19 protein-coding genes and 1 tRNA gene are annotated in these 20,641 nt (G+C 51.3%); 14 read left to right on the forward strand and 6 right to left on the reverse strand.

All coding sequences use genetic code 11. The annotated features are described in order from the left end of the window. Positions 1–9: 9 nt before the first annotated feature. Entirely contained in the window at positions 10–1,320 is a 1,311-nt protein-coding gene (locus AC6I8R_RS17650) for a CYTH domain-containing protein (protein ID WP_415173176.1), read from the reverse strand. A 203-nt stretch (positions 1,321–1,523) separates the two neighbouring features. Between AC6I8R_RS17650 and AC6I8R_RS17655 the strand changes: the two genes are divergently transcribed. Together AC6I8R_RS17655 and AC6I8R_RS17660 are read left to right on the forward strand one after the other, a co-directional pair. Further along, positions 1,524–2,144: a TIGR04211 family SH3 domain-containing protein gene (locus AC6I8R_RS17655; protein WP_021183464.1), complete on the forward strand. Its 621-nt coding sequence runs from the start codon at positions 1,524–1,526 to the stop codon at positions 2,142–2,144. A gap of 136 nt (positions 2,145–2,280) precedes the next feature. After that, complete coding sequence (locus tag AC6I8R_RS17660) at positions 2,281–3,513, forward strand: multifunctional CCA addition/repair protein (RefSeq protein WP_497832641.1); 1,233 nt, start codon at positions 2,281–2,283, stop codon at positions 3,511–3,513. A gap of 17 nt (positions 3,514–3,530) precedes the next feature. On the opposite strand, the gene bacA is transcribed toward AC6I8R_RS17660, so the two are convergent. Beyond that, on the reverse strand, positions 3,531–4,349 hold the full coding sequence (gene bacA / locus AC6I8R_RS17665) for an undecaprenyl-diphosphate phosphatase (protein ID WP_021183465.1): 819 nt from the start codon (positions 4,347–4,349) through the stop codon (positions 3,531–3,533). Positions 4,350–4,539: 190 nt separating this feature from the next. After that, positions 4,540–4,899, reverse strand: coding sequence for a bifunctional dihydroneopterin aldolase/7,8-dihydroneopterin epimerase (gene folB / locus AC6I8R_RS17670; protein WP_013510542.1), 360 nt, complete (start codon positions 4,897–4,899; stop codon positions 4,540–4,542). Positions 4,900–5,005: 106 nt separating this feature from the next. Here folB and plsY point away from each other — a divergent pair, with 106 nt between their 5' ends. Then, on the forward strand, positions 5,006–5,611 hold the full coding sequence (gene plsY / locus AC6I8R_RS17675; protein ID WP_036625533.1) for a glycerol-3-phosphate 1-O-acyltransferase PlsY: 606 nt from the start codon (positions 5,006–5,008) through the stop codon (positions 5,609–5,611). Positions 5,612–5,641: 30 nt separating this feature from the next. Here plsY and tsaD read toward each other — a convergent pair whose 3' ends face one another. Further along, complete coding sequence (tsaD, locus tag AC6I8R_RS17680; RefSeq protein WP_497832642.1) at positions 5,642–6,655, reverse strand: tRNA (adenosine(37)-N6)-threonylcarbamoyltransferase complex transferase subunit TsaD; 1,014 nt, start codon at positions 6,653–6,655, stop codon at positions 5,642–5,644. A gap of 280 nt (positions 6,656–6,935) precedes the next feature. Between tsaD and rpsU the strand changes: the two genes are divergently transcribed. The 3 genes from rpsU (at position 6,936) to rpoD (ending at position 11,107) form a co-directional block, all read left to right on the forward strand. After that, complete coding sequence (gene rpsU, locus AC6I8R_RS17685) at positions 6,936–7,151, forward strand: 30S ribosomal protein S21 (protein WP_001144069.1); 216 nt, start codon at positions 6,936–6,938, stop codon at positions 7,149–7,151. A 118-nt stretch (positions 7,152–7,269) separates the two neighbouring features. Further along, positions 7,270–9,015 carry a DNA primase gene (gene dnaG, locus AC6I8R_RS17690; protein ID WP_497832643.1) on the forward strand — a complete coding sequence of 582 codons (1,746 nt, stop codon included), beginning with the start codon at positions 7,270–7,272 and terminating at the stop codon, positions 9,013–9,015. Between the two features lie 247 nt (positions 9,016–9,262). Further along, the gene (gene rpoD, locus AC6I8R_RS17695) at positions 9,263–11,107 is read left to right on the forward strand and encodes an RNA polymerase sigma factor RpoD (protein WP_013510546.1); all 1,845 of its coding nucleotides are present in this window, start codon (positions 9,263–9,265) and stop codon (positions 11,105–11,107) included. A 47-nt stretch (positions 11,108–11,154) separates the two neighbouring features. On the opposite strand, the gene mug is transcribed toward rpoD, so the two are convergent. Next, complete coding sequence (gene mug, locus AC6I8R_RS17700; RefSeq protein WP_497832644.1) at positions 11,155–11,667, reverse strand: G/U mismatch-specific DNA glycosylase; 513 nt, start codon at positions 11,665–11,667, stop codon at positions 11,155–11,157. Continuing rightward, entirely contained in the window at positions 11,664–12,251 is a 588-nt protein-coding gene (locus AC6I8R_RS17705) for a TetR/AcrR family transcriptional regulator (protein WP_415173173.1), read from the reverse strand. The genes mug and AC6I8R_RS17705 overlap by 4 nt, the downstream gene beginning before the upstream one ends. Before the next feature lie 136 nt (positions 12,252–12,387). Between AC6I8R_RS17705 and AC6I8R_RS17710 the strand changes: the two genes are divergently transcribed. From AC6I8R_RS17710 to AC6I8R_RS17745, 8 genes are all read left to right on the forward strand, one after another. Then, the gene (locus AC6I8R_RS17710) at positions 12,388–13,179 is read left to right on the forward strand and encodes an SDR family NAD(P)-dependent oxidoreductase (RefSeq protein WP_497832645.1); all 792 of its coding nucleotides are present in this window, start codon (positions 12,388–12,390) and stop codon (positions 13,177–13,179) included. Between the two features lie 195 nt (positions 13,180–13,374). After that, a tRNA-Ile gene (locus tag AC6I8R_RS17715) sits at positions 13,375–13,450 on the forward strand. Between the two features lie 122 nt (positions 13,451–13,572). Further along, the gene (locus AC6I8R_RS17720; RefSeq protein WP_497832646.1) at positions 13,573–14,328 is read left to right on the forward strand and encodes a hypothetical protein; all 756 of its coding nucleotides are present in this window, start codon (positions 13,573–13,575) and stop codon (positions 14,326–14,328) included. Positions 14,329–14,447: 119 nt separating this feature from the next. Beyond that, positions 14,448–14,648 (forward strand): helix-turn-helix transcriptional regulator, encoded by a 201-nt coding sequence (locus AC6I8R_RS17725; RefSeq protein ID WP_497832647.1) that lies wholly within the window; start codon positions 14,448–14,450, stop codon positions 14,646–14,648. A 209-nt stretch (positions 14,649–14,857) separates the two neighbouring features. Then, positions 14,858–15,916, forward strand: a complete 1,059-nt coding sequence (locus AC6I8R_RS17730) for a YagK/YfjJ domain-containing protein (RefSeq protein ID WP_497832648.1) — start codon at positions 14,858–14,860, stop codon at positions 15,914–15,916. A 688-nt stretch (positions 15,917–16,604) separates the two neighbouring features. Then, on the forward strand, positions 16,605–18,707 hold the full coding sequence (locus AC6I8R_RS17735; protein ID WP_497832649.1) for a DUF8426 domain-containing protein: 2,103 nt from the start codon (positions 16,605–16,607) through the stop codon (positions 18,705–18,707). Between the two features lie 50 nt (positions 18,708–18,757). Continuing rightward, positions 18,758–20,071 carry an McrC family protein gene (locus AC6I8R_RS17740; RefSeq protein ID WP_497832650.1) on the forward strand — a complete coding sequence of 438 codons (1,314 nt, stop codon included), beginning with the start codon at positions 18,758–18,760 and terminating at the stop codon, positions 20,069–20,071. A 150-nt stretch (positions 20,072–20,221) separates the two neighbouring features. Next, positions 20,222–20,551, forward strand: coding sequence for a hypothetical protein (locus AC6I8R_RS17745; protein WP_497832651.1), 330 nt, complete (start codon positions 20,222–20,224; stop codon positions 20,549–20,551). Positions 20,552–20,641 lie beyond the last annotated feature (90 nt).

Consider the following 20,641-nt stretch of genomic DNA (forward strand, 5'->3'; position numbering starts at 1 on the left):
TGCGTCGCGTTAACGCGATGCGCCGCTATTGAGCCAGAATGGCACCTGTTTAACCGCCTGATTCACTAAGGTATTCAAGCCACGTTCCTGCTTGATATGGATAGCGTGCTGCAATGTCTGCCAGGATGACATCCAGTTGTTCACCTCTTCTGCCGGATAGGCCCCTGCCAGCAGATGGACCGCCAGTAACTGACGATTAAGGCGAGTGGCTTTATCCTGAAACTCATTAAACAACTGCACATCAACAAACGTTTCTTTCAGGTCGGCGGCGATGCGACTCAGCATAATGTCGCTGAAGCGCTTGAAGGAACCCTGCAATTTGCTTTTGTTCTTATCATCCAACCAGTTTTGCCACTGTGATTCGACCAGCCAGTGAGTAAGCGCTAACTGAGCCTCTACAGAGGCAAGAGAAAAACAGAGTTCCTGAGCTTCCTGGTCGTCATTCGTCAGCACCTCTTCAATGCGCGTCAATTTCTGACGCAAATCGCTGCTGGCCTTGCGCGGTACCAGCGCGCCGAACAGTGAAAATGTCTGACGCAGCGCGTCCAGCGCTTCCAGAACTGACGTTTTTGCTGCCGGGTTACCTCGCAACCAGACCTCTTCATGGTATTGCCAGTGATTCAGCCCCGCAGACAAAGCGTTGATCATCCCCTGCTCCACCGTCGCTTTTGCCGGTATCTTCAACAGCGGAAAGGTCCGCAATGGACGGGGTGGATTACCTTGTGCCAATTGATAGCCGCGGGCGGCTTTACTCAGGCTGCCAAGACGTAATCCCCCCATATCAATCAGCTTTGCAGCGAAACTCAGGAGGTCCGCACGGCTACCTTGTTTCAGCTCCAGCTCCACTTCATACAGCGGTTCACTGAATTCACCGGCAGCAACCTCACCACGATCAAACGCCACTTCTATTTCACTGTCAGCAAATTGCACCAGCCACATCTCACGCTGGAAATGGGTGCTGAATAACGGTTCCAGCCGCTGCTGTAGTGCAGCGACATCGGTGCCTTGCGGCCAGATTTCGGCTGGCAGCAGCGCGATGTCCAGGTCTGGCGCATCAAGATCCACGTTATATTCCGGGCGCTGGTGCAAACCACCCACGGTTTTACCGGATGTTTTAAGTGTCATTTCATAGCGTTGATCAACGCCACGAATGCGCAGTCCCATATCCCAGCGACGCAACTGATTGTCATCGGTTTCAAAATAGATGTTGGTCAGTTCGCGTGCCGCCACATGTTGATGAGGCATTGCCGCCAGGGTGGTGGCAAGTTTTTCGGCCGCTTCTGGCGTGGCAATGAACTTTAATTCGATTTCGATGGTCATAATTTTTTTGAATACGCTGCTGGCACGTTAAGAAGTTAATCTGGCGAAGAGTAATGCACTGAATGCGCGCTGTCTTGGGTTTCTTTTGCTTTTACGACCCTTTTCGCACCAGATTGAGACCAGGATAGTTCTCATTCAGATTTATGGGAAGCCTCTCCAGACTGTGCCAGTGTTTTTACGCCTTTACCAAACTTTGATATCGAATGAAAAAAATTACTTTTGCCGCTCTTTCTTTGCTGGCTTTCAGCGCCATCTCGACAGCCCATGCTGCCGAAAAGCGTTATATCTCCGATGAATTATCCACCTGGGTACGCAGCGGGCCTGGCGATCAATATCGTCTGGTTGGCAAGCTGAATGCCGGGGAGGAAGTGCAGTTGCTGCAAACCAACACTGACTCCCAGTATGGTCAAATCCAGGACTCACAGGGTCGTACTACCTGGATTCCGCTGTCACAGCTGAGTACCGACCCCAGCCTGCGTACCCGTGTGCCACAGTTGGAACAGCAGGTGAAAGATCTCACCGATAAGCTGCAAAACATCGACAACAGCTGGAACCAGCGTACGTCGGAAATGCAAAATAAAGTGGCCAACAGCGACAGCACCATCAACGATCTGAAAGACGAAAATCAGAAGTTGAAAAACGAGTTGATCGTCGCGCAGAAAAAAGTCAGTGCCGCCAATGTCCAGTTAGATGACAAGCAGCGCACCATCATCATGCAATGGTTTATGTATGGCGGTGGCGTGTTGGGTGTCGGTTTGCTGCTGGGTCTGGTACTGCCGCATATGGTGCCGCGTCGCAAAAAGAACAATCGCTGGATGAACTAAGCACCTTTTTGTTCTTTTTCTTAAGGGGATCGTAAGATGCCCCTTTTGGCATGTCCGAATTTTGGCCAAACTATGTAACAATTAAAGTCAGATGCGTGGATGGCACGCAAAGGCAGTTGACCTCTGGAGTAGTTGAGTGAAGACGTTTCTGGTCGGTGGCGCGGTGCGCGATGCGCTGTTGCGTTTACCGGTAAAAGATAAAGATTGGGTGGTGGTCGGCACCACGCCTGATGCGATGCTGGCGCAGGGCTATCAGCAAGTTGGCCGGGATTTTCCGGTTTTTTTGCATCCGCAAAGCCGTGAAGAGTATGCGCTGGCACGGACTGAACGTAAAAGCGGCAATGGCTACACCGGCTTTGTGACCTGGTTCGCCCCTGACGTCACGCTGGAGCAGGATCTGCAACGGCGCGATCTCACCATCAATGCCATCGCCCAGGCAGACAACGGCGAGTTGATCGACCCTTACGGTGGTCAACACGATCTGGCCAATCGAACCCTGCGTCATGTCTCTGCGGCTTTTAATGAAGATCCTCTGCGCGTATTACGTGTGGCGCGCTTTGCTGCCCGTTTCGCTCACCTCAACTTTCGCATTGCCGAAGAAACCCAGGCGCTGATGCGCGATATGACCGCCAGTGGCGAACTGGCACACCTCACGCCAGAGCGCGTCTGGAAGGAAACGGAAAAAGCGCTGCTGACACGTAATCCGCAGGTTTATTTCCAGGTGCTGCGCGACTGCGGTGCCTTGCAGGTGCTGTTCCCGGAACTGGATAACTTGTTTGGCATTCCCGCGCCCGTCAAATGGCATCCGGAGATTGATACCGGCATCCATTCGCTGATGACGTTAACCCTTGCCGCGGCGCTCTCGGATGAGTTGGATGTCCGTTTTGCCACGCTATTTCACGACGCTGGCAAAGCGGTTACGCCGCGCGAAAAGTGGCCGAGCCATCACGGTCACGGCCTGGCGGGCGTTCCAATTGTGGCTGCGCTGTGCGAGCGCTTACGCGTCCCCAATGCGATTCGCGATTTGGCGCTGATCGTCGCCGAATTTCACGATATGGTGCACACCATTGAGCGGCAGTCGGCCGAGATGTTGGTGGCGTTATTCGATCGCGTCGACGCCTGGCGTAAACCACAGCGTGTGGAGCAACTGGCGCTGACCAGTGAAGCTGATGCCCGTGGTCGTGCCGGTCTGGAGAGCAACGCTTATCCGCAGGGAGATTATCTGCGCAAGGCTTTTGCCCTGGCACAGGCCGTACCAACCAAAGCGGTGATTGAGGCTGGATTCAAAGGGGCAGAAGTACGGGAAGAATTAACCCGTCGGCGCAGAGTCGCGGTGCAGGAAGGATTGATCGACACGCGGCCAGTCTGAGCTGGCCGCGCAAGGTCTTACATAAACAGCATGTAAACCACGCCCGCAATAATAAAGCGGTAGATGGCGAATGAGACAAACGAGATACGTTTAATCAGTTCCAGGAAGGCTTTGATCGCAATCAGCGCCACCACGAAAGCGGTCACAAAGCCGACGGCGAACATCGGCAGATCCTGCATCGTCAGAAAACTCATACTCTTGTAGAGATCCAGCGCCGTTGCCCCCATCATCATCGGCACCGCCAGAATGAACGAGAACTCCGATGCCGCATAGCGGCTCACCCCCATCAGCATACCGCCTGAGATGGTTGCACCAGAACGTGAGAAACCTGGCCACAGCGCCAGACACTGGAAGCAACCAATCATAAATGCCTGGCGGTAGGTGATATCGTCAATCCCGACCGCTTTCGGCTGCTTAGGTTTGAGCAGTTCCGCCGCCAACAGCAGCACGCCTCCAACCACCAGCGCATACATCACGTTGATCGGGTTAAACAGGGTTTTGATTTGATCGTGCAACACCAGACCAACCACCACCGCCGGGACCATACCCAGCAGGATATGGATCAGGGTCAGATGACCTTTACCCGTACCTTCATGTTTGACTTCACCAAAGTGAATACCGATTAAGCCAAAGAGCCGACGCCAGAACATCACCACGACAGCAAGAATGGAACCGAGCTGAATCACCACTTCAAAGGTTTCGGCGGTTTCACCCTCAAAGCCTAACAGGTGGCCAACAATAATCATGTGGCCAGTGGATGAGACCGGTAAGAACTCGGTCAGACCTTCCACTATCCCCAGGATTGCAGCTACCCAAAGCTGATGAATATCTGCCATCAACATTTTCCTCTATCCGTTTTAAACAGTAAAAAGGCGGTCGCATCTGCTTACCGCCTTAAATTATGCCTGCGCCAGTCTGAAGGAAACCTTAAGGTTTCCGGCAACTAAGCCGCACTAAGCGCGGCGGCTGCAACTAAGACACACCATAATTTGGTTTGGTTTCATTGTGATGGCAATCACATCGGATTTATTTAGGAATAGTCCCGCGCTCAATACGCACGCCAACCGTTGCTGCCTGCGCTACAGCCCCCGGTTTGCCTACGCGGATGCGTACGCCGGGCGTTTTGAAACGGTTCATCAACAGATCCGCAATTTCTTCTGCCACGCGTTCAACCAGGGCAAAACGCTGGCCGTTAAGATGGTTTAAAATAGCTTCGGTGACGTCAGCATAGCTGAGGCAATCATCAACATCGTCGCTGGCAGCTGCCTGACGGTTATCCCATGCCATTTCGACATCGAGCACCAGCTTCTGCTGCATGCCCTGCTCCCAGTCGTAAACGCCAATGGTGGTGAACACGGTGAGTTGCTCGATAAATACGATATCCATGATGTAGTCTCTGTTTTTGGCCATGCCGGATACCACTTCCGGCGGATTATGCGTATTATCCACACTTACCGAGAACAAAACGACCCTACAGGAACGGTATGGAACTATGAGTGCTATCGCGCTTGGTATGATTATTTTCGCGTATCTTTGCGGCTCCATTTCCAGCGCGATACTGGTATGCAAACTCGCTGGCCTGCCCGATCCACGTACCGAGGGGTCTGGTAATCCGGGGGCGACTAACGTGCTGCGCATCGGCGGAAAAGTGCCTGCGGCAGCGGTACTGATTTTCGATATCGCCAAAGGCATGTTGCCAGTGTGGATTGCCTGGCTGCTGCATGTTGCTCCGCTCTACCTTGGCCTGACGGCCATCGCTGCCTGTCTCGGTCACATCTATCCGGTATTCTTTCGTTTTCGCGGCGGCAAAGGCGTGGCAACGGCATTCGGTGCCATCGCGCCGATTGGCTGGGACCTGACCGGGTTGATGACCGGTACCTGGCTGTTGACGGTCCTCTTGAGTGGTTACTCATCGCTGGGTGCGATTGTCAGCGCGCTCATCGCGCCGTTTTACGTCTGGTGGTTCAAACCACAGTTCACTTTTCCGGTATCGATGCTTTCCTGCCTGATTCTGTTGCGCCATCATGACAACATCCAACGCCTGTGGCGCGGCCAGGAAAACAAAATCTGGAAGCGGAAGAAAAAGAAGAAAGAATAAAAAAACCGGCGCAAGGCCGGTTTTTTTATTTTAGATGGCAGGCAATTCCGCCAATGGCCAACGTGGCCGGACGCTAACGCCCAACTCACCACGCGTACCACCTTTCAGACGCACCATGCCTGCGTAAGCAATCATTGCGCCGTTGTCGGTGCAGAATTCCGGACGGGCGTAAAACACTTCGCCGCCACGGGCCTGCATCATGTCAGCCATACGCTCACGTAACGTACGGTTGGCGCTCACGCCACCCGCAATCACCAGACGTTTAAAACCGGTCTGATCCAGCGCACGCTTACATTTAATCATCAGGGTATCCACCACCGCGTCCTCGAAGGCGCGGGCAATGTCGGCACGCGCCTGTTCATCCCCCGCATGTTCACGAATGGTGTTGGCCGCGAACGTTTTAAGGCCGGAGAAGCTGAAATCAAGGCCGGGGCGATCGGTCATCGGGCGTGGAAACGTGAAGCGACCCGGTGTGCCCTGCTGTGCCATCCGCGATAGCATTGGCCCGCCCGGATAGTCGAGGCCCAGCAGCTTGGCGGTTTTATCGAAGGCTTCACCTGCCGCATCATCGATAGATTCGCCCAGCAACGCGTATTCACCAATACCCGTGACGCTTATCAACTGAGTGTGCCCACCCGATACCAGCAGCGCGACAAACGGGAAGTCCGGTGGGTTATCTTCCAGCATCGGGGCCAGCAGATGGCCTTCCATATGATGGACCGGCACCGCCGGTACATTCCAGGCAAACGCCAGCGCGCGTCCAACGGTCGCACCCACTAACAGCGCCCCGACCAGACCCGGTCCGGCGGTATAAGCCACCGCATCAATCTGCTGCGGCTGTAATTCGGCCTGTTTTAACGCCGCCTGAATCAACGGCACCGTTTTACGCACATGATCGCGCGATGCCAGTTCCGGCACCACACCGCCGTAATCGGCATGCAATTTTACCTGGCTATATAATTGATTTGCCAGCAGACCGGACGCGTCGTCGTAAATCGCGATGCCGGTTTCATCGCAGGACGTTTCAATACCCAGAACTCGCATAGCTTTCGTACCCTCTTCTTGCGGCGCGCAGTGTATCACAGGGAGATCACCGGCCGGACATCTTTGGGCTGGAAAAAGTGTTTTTCCGCCGCGCAAAGAGTGCGCTATACTCCACGGCCTGAAAAAACCGGCAGCCGCAATGGCAAACGCCCCTGTTGGTTTCAATTTGTCCTTGGTGCTTTACAAGCCAACCGCGGTTGGAGTAGAATTATGCACCATTTTGAAATGTGCTGGCGCCGCAGCCAGCAGCAAAACCGAATTTTATCGAGGTGAGAGTTACATGCCGGTAATTAAAGTACGTGAAAACGAGCCGTTCGACGTAGCACTGCGTCGCTTCAAGCGTTCCTGCGAGAAAGCAGGCGTTCTGGCTGAAGTTCGTCGTCGTGAGTTCTATGAAAAACCGACTACCGAACGTAAGCGCGCTAAAGCGTCTGCTGTTAAGCGTCATGCCAAGAAACTGGCTCGCGAAAACGCACGCCGCACTCGTCTGTACTAATTTCTTTCGGAGGTTCGCCTCCGCCGCGTGATCAACGCAGACAGAGTCAAGTAAGAGGCCGTGCTTTCCGAAAGGAAGCGCGGCTTGTTGCCGTTTATGAGCTGAAAAATCGGGGCTTATGGCTGGACGAATTCCACGCGTATTTATCAATGACTTACTTGCCCGCACGGACATCGTGGACCTTATCGATGCCCGCGTAAAGCTGAAAAAGCAGGGTAAGAACTATCACGCGTGTTGCCCATTCCATAACGAAAAGACGCCCTCTTTCACCGTAAACGGCGATAAGCAGTTTTATCACTGCTTCGGCTGTGGTGCCCACGGCAATGCCATCGACTTCCTGATGAATTTCGATCGTCTGGAATTTGTTGAGAGCATTGAGGAACTGGCCACCCAGCACGGCCTTGAAGTCCCTTATGAAGCGGGTAACGGCCCCAGCCAGATGGAACGCCATCAGCGCCAAAGCCTTTACCAACTGTTGGAAGGCCTGAACACCTTTTATCAGCAGAGTCTGCGCCAGCCGCAGGCACAGCTTGCTCAGCAGTATCTCGCCACCCGCGGCCTTAGCCAGCAAGTGATTGATCACTTCGCTATTGGCTATGCTCCACCGGGTTGGGATAACGCGCTCAAGCGCTTCGGTCAGCAGAAAGATGATCGAGAGTCGCTGATGGAAGCTGGCATGCTGGTTAGCAATGACAAAGGCCGGACGTACGATCGCTTTCGCGACCGCATCATGTTTCCGATTCGCGATAAACGTGGACGAGTTATTGGTTTTGGCGGCCGGGTGCTGGGCAACGATACGCCGAAATACCTGAACTCGCCGGAAACACCGATTTTCCATAAAGGCCGTCAGTTGTATGGCCTGTATGAAGCGCAGAAAAATCATCCCCAACCAGCGCGTCTGCTGGTCGTGGAAGGTTATATGGATGTGGTGGCACTTGCGCAGTTCGGCATTGATTATGCCGTTGCTTCGCTGGGAACCTCGACCACCGCCGAACATATCCAGCTGCTGTTTCGCTCGACGGAAAATGTGATTTGCTGTTACGACGGCGACCGCGCGGGTCGTGAAGCCGCCTGGCGTGCACTCGAAACCGCATTGCCTTACATGAATGATGGTCGTCAGCTACGCTTTATGTTTTTGCCTGATGGCGAGGACCCGGACACGCTGGTGCGCAAAGAGGGCAAAGTGGCGTTTGAAGCAAGGATGGAGCAGGCAATGCCGCTCTCCACGTTTCTGTTCGACAGCCTGCTGCCGCAAGTTGATCTGAGCACGCGCGACGGTAAAGCACGCCTGAGTACGTTGGCGCTGCCGTTGATCAGCCAGATCCCGGGCGAGACCCTGCGCATTTATATGCGCCAGGAATTAGGTAATAAACTCGGCATTCTTGACGATAACCAGTTAGAGAAGCTACTGCCGAAACAGGCCGAGAGTGGTACCGCACCCACTGCACCGCCACTGAAGCGCACCACCATGCGCGTGCTGGTTGCCTTGTTGGTGCAAAATCCGCAGTTCGCCGCGATGGTGCCTGCTCTCGAAGGTCTTGAGCAGTCAAAAATGGCGGGTTTACCGTTGTTCGTGGAGTTAGTCAGCCGTTGTTCTGAGAATCCTGGCCTGACGACCGGACAGCTACTAGAGTTATATCGCGGGACAAATTTTAGTCAGACACTTGAAACACTGGCCACCTGGAACCACATGATAGTGGATGAAGAGGCCGAAGCGGTCTTCCAGGATTCGCTGGCAAGTCTTTACGATTCCGCGTTGGAGCAGCGCCTTGAAGCGCTTATCGCGCGCGACCGTACCGAAGGATTAAGTGCCGCCGAACGCCGTGAATTCTGGGCACTGAGCCAGGCACTGGCAAAGAAATAATCGTTTTAAGCGCCTTGGTTGCCGATACCGTTAAAATGGCAGGGAACCGGGGCGATAAGCATTAGCGGAACCTGGCGAGAAGCCAGGCCCGAAAAAAAAGAATCCAAGCGGCTTAAGTGCCGATTATAGAAGGGCAAAAGCCCTGGCCGCGACGAAGGCAGCGGCAAAAACACAACGCCTTCACTGTTATTGTTGGCTCGCTGCCGACCGACACCAATCTAATTAACAGAAGTGTGGATACCGTCTTATGGAGCAAAACCCGCAGTCACAGCTTAAGCTACTTGTCACCCGTGGTAAGGAGCAGGGCTATCTGACCTATGCTGAGGTCAATGACCATCTGCCGGAAGATATCGTCGACTCCGATCAGATCGAAGACATCATCCAGATGATTAACGATATGGGTATTCAGGTGGTGGAAGAAGCCCCTGATGCCGATGATCTGATGCTGAATGAAAACAGTGCCGATACCGACGAAGATGCCGCGGAAGCCGCCGCTCAGGTGTTATCCAGCGTTGAATCTGAAATTGGCCGTACCACCGACCCGGTGCGCATGTACATGCGTGAAATGGGTACTGTTGAACTGCTGACGCGTGAAGGCGAAATCGACATCGCTAAACGCATCGAAGACGGCATCAACCAGGTTCAGTGCTCCGTTGCAGAATATCCGGAAGCGATCACCTATCTGCTCGATCAGTACGATCGTGTTGAAGCGGGCGAATCACGTCTGTCCGACCTGATCACCGGCTTTGTCGATCCGAATGCAGAAGAAGATCTGGCACCAACTGCGACTCACGTCGGTTCTGAGCTGTCTGAAGAAGACCGCGATGACGATGATGAAGACGACGAAGAGAGCGATGACGACAGTTCTGACGACGATAACTCTATCGATCCAGAACTGGCGCGCGAAAAATTCGTTGAGCTGCGTACACAGTATGAAACGACCCGCACGGTGATCAAAGCCAAGGGCCGCAGTCATGCCGACGCAGTTGCCGAAATTCAGAATCTTTCTGAAGTGTTCAAACAGTTCCGCCTGGTACCGAAGCAGTTCGATTACCTGGTGAACAACATGCGTGAAATGATGGAGCGTGTGCGTACTCAGGAACGCATCATCATGAAGCTGTGTGTTGAACTGTGCAAAATGCCGAAGAAAAACTTTATCACGCTGTTCACCGGCAACGAAACCAGTGAAAGCTGGTTCAAAGCCGCGCTGGCAATGAACAAGCCGTGGTCTGAAAAACTACTGGAAGTGCAGGATGACGTTATGCGTTGCCTGCAAAAACTGCTGCAAATTGAAGAAGAAACCGGCCTGACCATTGAGCAGGTCAAAGACATCAACCGTCGTATGTCTATCGGCGAAGCCAAAGCGCGTCGTGCGAAGAAAGAGATGGTGGAAGCTAACCTGCGTCTGGTGATTTCAATCGCTAAGAAATACACCAACCGTGGTTTGCAGTTCCTCGACCTGATTCAGGAAGGCAACATCGGCCTGATGAAAGCGGTTGATAAGTTTGAATACCGTCGTGGTTATAAGTTCTCAACTTACGCCACCTGGTGGATCCGTCAGGCCATCACCCGTTCTATCGCCGACCAGGCACGTACCATCCGTATTCCGGTGCATATGATTGAGACCATCAACAAACTCAACCGTATTTCGCGCCAGATGTTGCAGGAGATGGGCCGCGAGCCGACGCCGGAAGAACTGGCTGAGCGTATGCTGATGCCGGAAGATAAAATTCGCAAAGTGCTGAAAATCGCTAAAGAGCCGATCTCTATGGAGACGCCGATTGGTGATGATGAAGATTCGCATCTGGGCGATTTTATCGAAGACACCACGCTGGAGCTGCCGCTGGACTCTGCTACTTCTGAGAGCCTGCGTTCCGCAACTCACGACGTGCTGGCGGGTCTGACTGCGCGTGAAGCGAAAGTACTGCGTATGCGTTTTGGTATCGATATGAATACCGACCATACGCTGGAAGAGGTAGGCAAACAGTTCGACGTAACGCGTGAGCGTATTCGTCAGATTGAAGCCAAGGCGCTGCGTAAACTGCGTCACCCGAGCCGTTCCGAAGTACTGCGTAGCTTCCTCGACGACTGATTTGGTCCTAAACAAAAAACCCCGGCTTGCCGGGGTTTTTTATTGTCTCAGAACAACTGTAATCCTTCATACAGCTGGCGATAGGCGGCAGCCATCTCCTCCAGCGAAGCGCGATTCAGGCCGCTCGGGTTCGGCAGCACCCACAACCGGGTAGCACCTAGCGTTTGCGGCTGTTCGCCCCACTCCACCTTACGCTGGCGAAATGCACGCTGGAAGGCATCTTTACCCAGCACCGCCAATGCACGCGGCTGATAACGCAGCACCTTTTCCTGCAATCGACTGCCGCCATCGCGCAGCTCATCACCCGCCAGTTCCGTGGCCTGTACGGTAGGACGCTCCACCAACATGGTGATGCCACAACCCGTTTCCAGTAAGCGTTGCTCCTGTTCCGGCTTGAGTTGTTCATGGGTAAATCCCGCCAGATGAATCACCTTCCAGAAGCGATTACCCGGATGTGCAAAATGGAAACCGGTGTGCGCTGAGGATTGGCCTGGATTGATACCGCAAAACAACACCTGCAAATGCGGAGCGATGATGTCGCGAATGTTGTGCTCACTCATGCCAACACCAACCCGGCGCGCTGCTTCACTGACTGACGGCTGGCAGCCAAAATATCGTTCGCGTCGGCTTCATTTGGACAGGCGCGCGCCAGCGCCATCGCTCCCACCATCTCGGCCAGTATGCTGGCAGCAAGGGTGTCAGCCTGAGCATTACCCAACAGCTGCAAAGGTTCAGCCAGACGCTGGCGGACCGCTTCACGCCGACGGGAAAACAACGTACGCGCCTCGAGTGGCAAATGCGCCATTTCACTGGCAAGCGCGGGCAGTGGGCAACCTTCACCCGGCATCGCACGATGGATATCAGAGAGATAATTATCGATTAGCAATGCCAGGCGCTGAGCCGGGTCCTCGACCTGCACAATCGCGGCGATACGTTGCGCTGAGTCAGCAAACATCTGTTCAATCACCGCCTCAACCAATGCTTCACGCGACGCGAAATGGGCATAGAAACCACCGTGCGTCAAACCGACACGCTTCATTAACGACGCCACGCCAATGCTCTCAGTACCACACTCACGCATCACTTTGGCCGCCTCATCCAGAATGCGTTGACGCGTACGCGCTTTGTGGCTCAGCTTTTCCATCTTCTGCCCCTCCTGATCATCAGTTACGACAATCATAGTAATTATTACGACCATCATATTCCAGCTTGACGAAAAATATTATGACCGTCATATTTATCACATCAAATATGATAACCATCATTTAGAGGAATCGACCATGTCAACATCTCAACTGGCTTTGATCACCGGCGCATCCAGCGGTATTGGCGCAACCTACGCAAAACAACTGGCCGCTCGCGGTTACAACCTGATTCTGGTGGCACGCGATGCTACCCGCCTTAACGCGCTGGCGCAGAGCTTGCGAGAATCAGCAGGCGTGGAAGTCTCCGTACTCCCGGCAGACCTCACCAAAACGCAGGATTTGCAGCGCATTGAACAAGAAATTCGTGACAACCACCAAATCACTTTGCTGCTGAATAACGCAGGAATGAGCGTAGAGGGTGAATTTGTTGATGCGGATATCGAACGTATTCAAGCCATGCTGGCGTTGAATATTGTCGCACCAACCCAATTAGCTCATGTCGCGGCCCAGGCTTTTCGTGCGCGCGGCCACGGCACCATCATTAATATTGCTTCCGTGCTGGCGTTGATCCATGAGCGCTTTAACGGCGCATACGACGCGACGAAATCCTTTGTTTTGACACTAACGCGCGCCATGCAGCGTGAGCTGGCTGATAGCGGTGTCCACGTCCAGGCTGTCCTGCCCGGTGCAACGCGTACCGAAATTTTCGATCGTTCAGGCACCCCAATTACCAAATTCCCGGCAGAAATGCTGATGGAAGTGGAAGATCTGGTAAGTGCCGCGCTGAGTGGACTGGATGCTGGTGAGTCGGTCACCATCCCGTCGCTGGAAAATACTGGGCTATGGCAGGAATTCGATAACGCCCGGATAGCGTTGCAACCTTATTTGTCGCTGAACAAACCGGCATCACGTTATCAGCAGGCATGAAGGTAACAAGCAGACAGGGCATTCCTGCCCTGTTTCAGATTCGTCTGCGGATTAAGGGGATTGCTGTCACAACGGATAAGGGATCTACGAATTTTCTTATGGATATCAAGGAGTCAGATACTGTGCTAATTTTGAGCAACCAGCTATCAATGGCTGGATCGCCCTGGCGAGATACTTTATAATCCCCGCTCCGCTGGCCCCTTAGCTCAGTGGTTAGAGCAGGCGACTCATAATCGCTTGGTCGCTGGTTCAAACCCAGCAGGGGCCACCAAATTTATCAAGGACTTAGACAGGGAACTGGCTGAGTCCTTTTTGTTTTCTGGCTTTTCAGGTGATGTAGTGGGTGACGTAATTGCCTGGTAACCCTTACTGTGTAATGAGACCTTAAAGCGCATGAATTTATTTGAAGAGCTTGAAGTAACCGAGTCTGAAAGCCAAACTCTGGAACAAATAACCCCAAGTTTTATAAGCCTTTATTCCGTGTGTACCTCCCTCAAGAACGAAAAACCTTCAGTGACCTGGTCTTCAATTGCCAAAATCCTTATCAGACGACTTGAGAAGTATCAGCTTTTAATGCGGAATGGAAATGGGCTGGTTCATGTAGGCAAAGGTATCATCACTTTCGATGGCCGCAGTAAGCATTATAAAGAGGTTGACAAAAATTCACTGCCAACACTCTCTCAAGTGCTAAGCAGTCTGCATAATGAAAGTATCCAGGAAAGTATTTTGAAAATGTTTGGCTACTCTAAGTCAGACATCGAGGCGGCCCTGGAACTCACCTTACCCATCAGTAAGCCATTACCGACCGATCATTTGGCAGAAATTCTCAAATTGAAAGAAGATAATGCTCGATTAGAAAAAGAAAATGCCAGATTGAGCCAAACCAAAAAAGCGTACCTCACAGAAAAAAATGCCGTTGTACGCGAAGGCATCTTAAAAGCTATCATCAGCCTCATTTATGCTCCCAATCTGTACATAGAGAACAGCCATACCGTAGAAGTCGTAAAGAAAAATCTTCCAGCTGCGCGGGCGTTAGTAAAGTTGCTTGACCAGAAATCGACTATATTTTGGCCTGATATGGCAGAACCCCCACTCGCAATTGAGACAATCGAGAGACTTGTCGCTAAACAAATTAAATCATTAAAATAAAGATAATAAAATCAATGCATTAAACCTGACTCACCGGGAAGTTAGCTTTCACTTCCCAAAAAAATTTATTCTGGTTTGTTTAAATCCTCCTTGAAGAGAAATGGTTTAATGAGGAACAAATGAAAACCACGAATATCTACCCAGTGCAGCCCCCACAGCCTCTTATCCGCATTAGCAAAATGTTGGAACTGCTGGATTGTAGCCGTACCACTCTCTACCGTTGGGTCCAGCAAGGCGACTTCCCACAACCTCTGAAACGTGCTGGCCGTACTTTGGGCTGGCAACTTTCAGCCTACGAAAGTTGGTTGCAAAACAGCTAACTTCCCTTTGTTGAGTCGTTAATCAAAGCAGAGCCCCCGCTCTGCTTTTCTCTTTCTGGTGCGGAACCAGATGAAACAAAACCCGTTGTACTCGCGCTTAAAGAATCAAGGTGGTTGAGGCTGTAAAGCCGCGTATACAACGGGATTAGCTTCGCAACTACGGTAAGCCTGACGCAGGATATTTATAATATTTACCCGCTGGATGTTTAATGAATATTGTTCAGAGCATGAATAAGTACGTTTATGACGGTTTAGTCTGGGATGTACTTCCCAATGAGTTAGATCAAGAAAAGAAAATTATGGATAAGCTGTTTGCTCTCAAAGATAAATGCTTTGAACATTCAAGCCGCCTGTTCGCACTTCGTATGGATTTCAGGCTCAATCATTACACAGATGACAACAGCCCAATCACTCGTTTCCACCAGCAGCTCATCCCTGCATTACGCGGAAAGTATCCTAAATCACTTATCAGCTATGCATGGGTTCGAGAGCAAGTAAAGTCTGAAGCTCAGCACTACCATTACGTTCTCATCATGAATGCGCATCACGTCCGATATGCACAATCGCTGGTGGACCTTATGTCACAATCATGGGCTAAAGCTACTGGTGGTACTTACTGGCTGCCTCGAAACCCATGGTACTTGCTTAGCCGTAATGATGCTGATTCCCAAGCTGAGTTTATGAAGCGTGTCAGCTATCTCGGTAAGAAAAGAAGTAAAGAACATACTCCTACCGGTGTGAAATGCTATGAAACTGCAGTACGTTTACCAAAGCATGTTCAGGAGAAAATTAAATCTGAGGCTATAGCAACTCATTGTTCAACTGAGACTAAACGACAAAATGATGAAGTGTGCTCAAATAATGAAAAAAATCCCGTTAATCAAATTATTTCTCCATCTGAGCAGACAACTAAGTATGGTTCTTTTTCCATTTCAGCAGGAATTAATCCTGCTTGTAATGCCCCTATCGTTCTCCGATCAAAAATTGACCTTTGGAATAGAGACCTTAATCATCAACAGAAAGGCCACCTTGCGATGATTAAAAAACCTATAAATATCAAATCACCACAAGGCGAAATCACGACAGAATCTCCCCAGAAAGCCAAATTACGCATATTTTGGCAGAACCACATAGAACGTTATTATTGCTTCTTTCTTCCTCTCAACACCCCCATTGAATTGTACTGTAAATTACATGGGCTGAAATTCAGCTCTGCCAAAAGATATCTAATCAATTTATCGATACCGTTTGATGGAAAGCGTAAATAACTGCGTACTGTCGCCGTACTCATTTATGATTGAGAATCTTAGCCTTCCCGAGATGACTTCTTAAACGGGGAGCTGGTCAACCTTGCCCTACTTTGTTGAGTTGCGATCATAAAAGTCGTCGTGATCAAGTGATCACTGCCAGGCGCATGATCACTGCAGCGATCATGAATGTGTTTAATGAAAACAATAAAAACAAATAAAATCAACATGATAATAAAGACAAGTCGTATTACAATTGATGCAGCACCCTTACAGTAGGCTTTGAAAGCAAAGCTGTGCAAAATTGTTATGATCGCGAATTTTGATCGCATCCTGGTAAAGTCCGTGGTGGGAAAGGAGATAAAACTCTCCCTTCGAATTTTTAACACTGACGTTCCCAGAATCAATCAGGTTTAGTGCCAAAAGGCACACTTCTAAGTGATATGCATGTTTTATGGTCTTCCTACAGACTATTTGCATTTCGCTTGGTCATATCCAACAAAAATGTGGGCAAGTTACCTCATCAAGTTGACAGGCAGCTATGGGCGTAAGACAGCTGTGCTGGACCACTCAATGGAAGCATCCAGATCAACACGAGCGTAGAAATGCATGACAATATCGCTCGTGTTACACAATATCCTTGCTGGTCCTCCCATCATCCACGATGATAACTATCAGGGAGTTAACGTTAAATGAGAGGACATTGGGAATGCTCGAAGTTGAATTCCGGGAATGGCTGGAGACCAGAGGTGCAAAAACACAAGCAGGCCTCAACTCTCGTATTTATGCGGTCAAAACTATCGAAAAAAATCTCGCCGCACTGGATTCCCCTCATGCAGATCTAGATGCAGCCTACAAAGCAGACGGTTTTGCGCAACTGCGACAACGTCTCAAACAGATTCGTCGCGATGCTAAAGATAATGGTGACGACTACCGGCTACTGATGCCTGAATCCGAACAGCCGCTTAACCGATTGTCAAACTGGAACAGCTGGCTAGGGCAATATGGACGCTTCCTTGGCGGTGATGACTCCCAGGCCGACGAGATTCGGGATTATGTACTTGAAAACTACATCACCCCCGCCCGTGATCGCGGTGAGGCTAGCGTGACCGTGGTAGTCGGCCCGCTGAATACTGAAATGGGTCTCGATGTGGCATGGCCAAACATCTGTCAAGCCCTTAATGGGAAAAAGTTTCAGGAGTTAGCTGATGTTCCTCCTCCGGTGACAGAAGGGCCAAAAATGAGCACCACCCGGAAATACACGTTTATCCTCATAGAAGGAGACAATCTGGTGGCCCAGACTAAACCAACGCCGACTAACCTTATTCTTTACGGTCCTCCCGGTACAGGTAAAACCTATCATACGGCCAGGGAAGCTGTTGCACTTTGTGATGGAGAAGCTGACTACCCGGATTCAAAGGATGGCCGTGCAGCTCTGATGACGCGTTATAACGAACTGATGGCAGAAGAAAGGATCGCTTTCGTCACCTTTCATCAGAGCTATGACTACGAAACTTTCGTTGAGGGCCTTCGTCCGGAAATCGGTCAAGATGATTCTTCTTCCGCAGGATTCACACTCACACCCACGCCGGGCATCTTCAGGGAAATTTGCGCTCTTGCCGAGCAGGCAAGAACTCAGCCACGTGTGCAGACCAACCTCCCGGCATTCCAGCTCACCCAAAGACGCTTCTGGAAAATGGGACAAAGTGCCATTGGCACAGAAGACGATGTCTATGAAGAAGCGCGGGCCAATGGCTATATCGCACTGGGGTGGGGAGGAAGCATCGACTGGAGCGCAGAAAGATTTTCATCGTTCAACGCGATTAATGATGAATGGATCAAGCAAAATCCTGAGAACAAAACGCCAAGCAACTGGACACAAACCTATCCCTTCCGATGCGAAATGAAACCTGGCGATATCGTGATAGTTCCTTACGGAAACACCGCGTTTCGCGCTATCGCTGAAATCACGGGCGATTACTATTTCGTTCCCGAAGCCGAAGGTTACTATGCCCATCGACGCCATGTGCGCTGGCTACTGACTCTCGACGAACCGCTCCCGCTCGATACCATCGTTGATGGTAACTTCACGACGCGAACTCTCTATTCACTCCCCACCAATCGTGTGAATCTCCCAGCGCTGAGTAGGCTGCTCTCGAATACAGATAACCAGACGAGTAATTCTGATGTTGAAGGGCCGCCAGAGCAGTTCGTCCTCATTATTGATGAGATCAATCGGGCGAATATCTCGAAAGTGTTCGGTGAGTTGATCACGTTAATCGAGACGGATAAGCGCTTGGGAATGCCTGATGCTCTCACCGTGACGCTTCCGTATTCGAAAAAGAAAGACTTTGGTGTTCCCGCCAACCTTCATATCATTGGCACAATGAACACCGCCGATCGCTCTATCGCCTTGCTAGATACGGCATTACGGCGACGCTTCAACTTCCGGGAAATGGCTCCCGACGCCAGCCTGCTAAGTGAAATAGACGGTATCGATCTCACTGCAGTCCTGACCACCATCAATCAAAGAATCGAATACCTTATAGGACGGGAATATCGTATTGGACACGCCTTCTTCATAAATTGTGAAACCAGGGAACAGATTGAAGATGCGGTGCGTAATAAGATTATACCGCTGTTACAGGAGTATTTTTTCGAAGATTGGAGCCGAATCGGGGCGGTGCTAGGCGATGGGTTTATGCAGGAAGCTCGTATTTTACCGCCGGCAGGAATAGAGGGAGAACCATTATCAAGCTGGTTGATTCGCTCACCGTTCAGGAATGACGCTTTTGACCGACTGGTAGGTTAATCCAGACCGCATAACGCCACCACCTCCAATATGGCCGGTGAATCGGAAGAATGACACACCTCACGGTTCACGAATGGGAGGGTATTTGTGTAGGCGCGGAAAGCAGCACAAATTCTCCTCATGCCTTCACCCGCATTCAGGCTAACGCCCTGCTTGCGGCGGCGCGTATGCATCCGCTGGCAAATCAGCACGGAACTAATATCTTAATCGATCGCCACAACAAAATAATTGCCGGGCAAATGGTTGGGGTCATTGCCGCACCGGGGTGTAGCCTTGAGATCCTGCCCAAAATCGACAATGAGACGATAGAATCAGACAGCACAATCCGACGCCGCCTGATTCGCATGCTCGATGTCGCCCTCGGGCTTAAACTCGGTAATGGACAGGCCGCAACAATGGCGCAACAAGCGGAAAGCTTGCTCGATATACTTATCCGCCTGTTCGCCGAGCGACTCTTAGCCGAAGTACAGCGGGGGTTGCCGCGCGCCTATCTGGCGCAGGAGGATGATTTACCTGCACTGCGTGGAAGGCTCAATATCAAGCGGCAATTCACTACACATGCCGTGCGCCCTGACCGCCTCGCCTGTCGTTACGACGTACTGTCGGCCGATACCGCCCTGCTTCGTATTATGAAGGCATGTGTAGTCCTGCTTCGCCGCTATGCCCGAGCGGCGGATACCCTCCGTCGGCTGAACGAACTGCGCAGCCTGCTGGTGGATGTTAACGATGTCCCATTAAGTCATCTTCCGTGGTCACAAGTGCGGATCGACCGGACCAACCACCGTTGGGAATCGCTCTACAATTTGGCGCGCCTCCTCCTGCAACGCAACTGGCAGGCAACACACCACGATAGCCAGGCGCAGCATGGGATAACACTGCTTTTTCCAATGAATGATTTGTTCGAGGCCTATATCGCAGCACTGGCGAAGCGTGCGGTAAGCGGTACGGAATGGACGGTCCGTGCACAGGCTGGCAGATTGTATTGTCTGAGTGAGGACAGAAACGAGGGCAAACCACACTTCCAGACACGGCCGGACCTGCTTATCGAGCGGAACCACCGGACGGTGATGATCATAGACACTAAGTGGAAACGGATTATGCGTCATCCTGAAGATGCTAAGGGAGACGTATCACATGCCGATGTCTACCAGATGATGGCCTATGCCCGGATTTATCACTGCCCACAAGTCATGCTCCTCTATCCACATCATGCAGGTTTGGGAGAGCAGACCCTGAACTTAGGCTATAGGATTTTAGCGGGCGATGAACGATTACATGTAGCGAGTGTCGACCTCATTCCTGATGAAGCCGCCATCGTAGAGCAGTTAATTCACCTTATAACCATCAGCACGCAGAGCGAATAAAAGCTTGGCGCATTTCGAGATCGGGCACCCTAAATGATTTTTCCCCATGTTTCATTCTGACGCTTAGCTAAAATGAAGGACGCGGTACCGAATAAACCAGAACCGGCCACTATAGTTAGTTTTCCGAAAATATAAGTAAGAGGAGCATTTATGATTACTCTTCAATTAGCCAAAGGCGAGCATAAAGGCACGGTAATTTTTACAGGAAATGGAGTTGCTGTGCCCTCCGAAATGACCGTGACAGGAGGCTTCACTCTACAGGATATTCAGGCCCTGTTTTGGCATATAACGTCTACGGGAGAAGGCCATGCGCAAGGAATTTATGAGCTCAATGACAATGTCTGCGCGCCCTACGAGCTGTTGTTTGTTATGAAAATCTATTCAATTGCCGTCAACGGCGTGCCACAAGAATGGCTCGATGAAATGGCATCAATGGCACGAGCAGTTGAGCAGGAATTCGCAGAAGGTTCTCAGTCATAGCAATGCGGCTTGCACCACTGTCTGTCAATTTAGCCCCACCTACAGCATCTGCAATAGAAGCTGCTTGTATCTCATCAATAACTTCAAATA

It is taken from the genome of Pantoea sp. X-Soil-OKNW-713 (genome assembly GCF_059730685.1).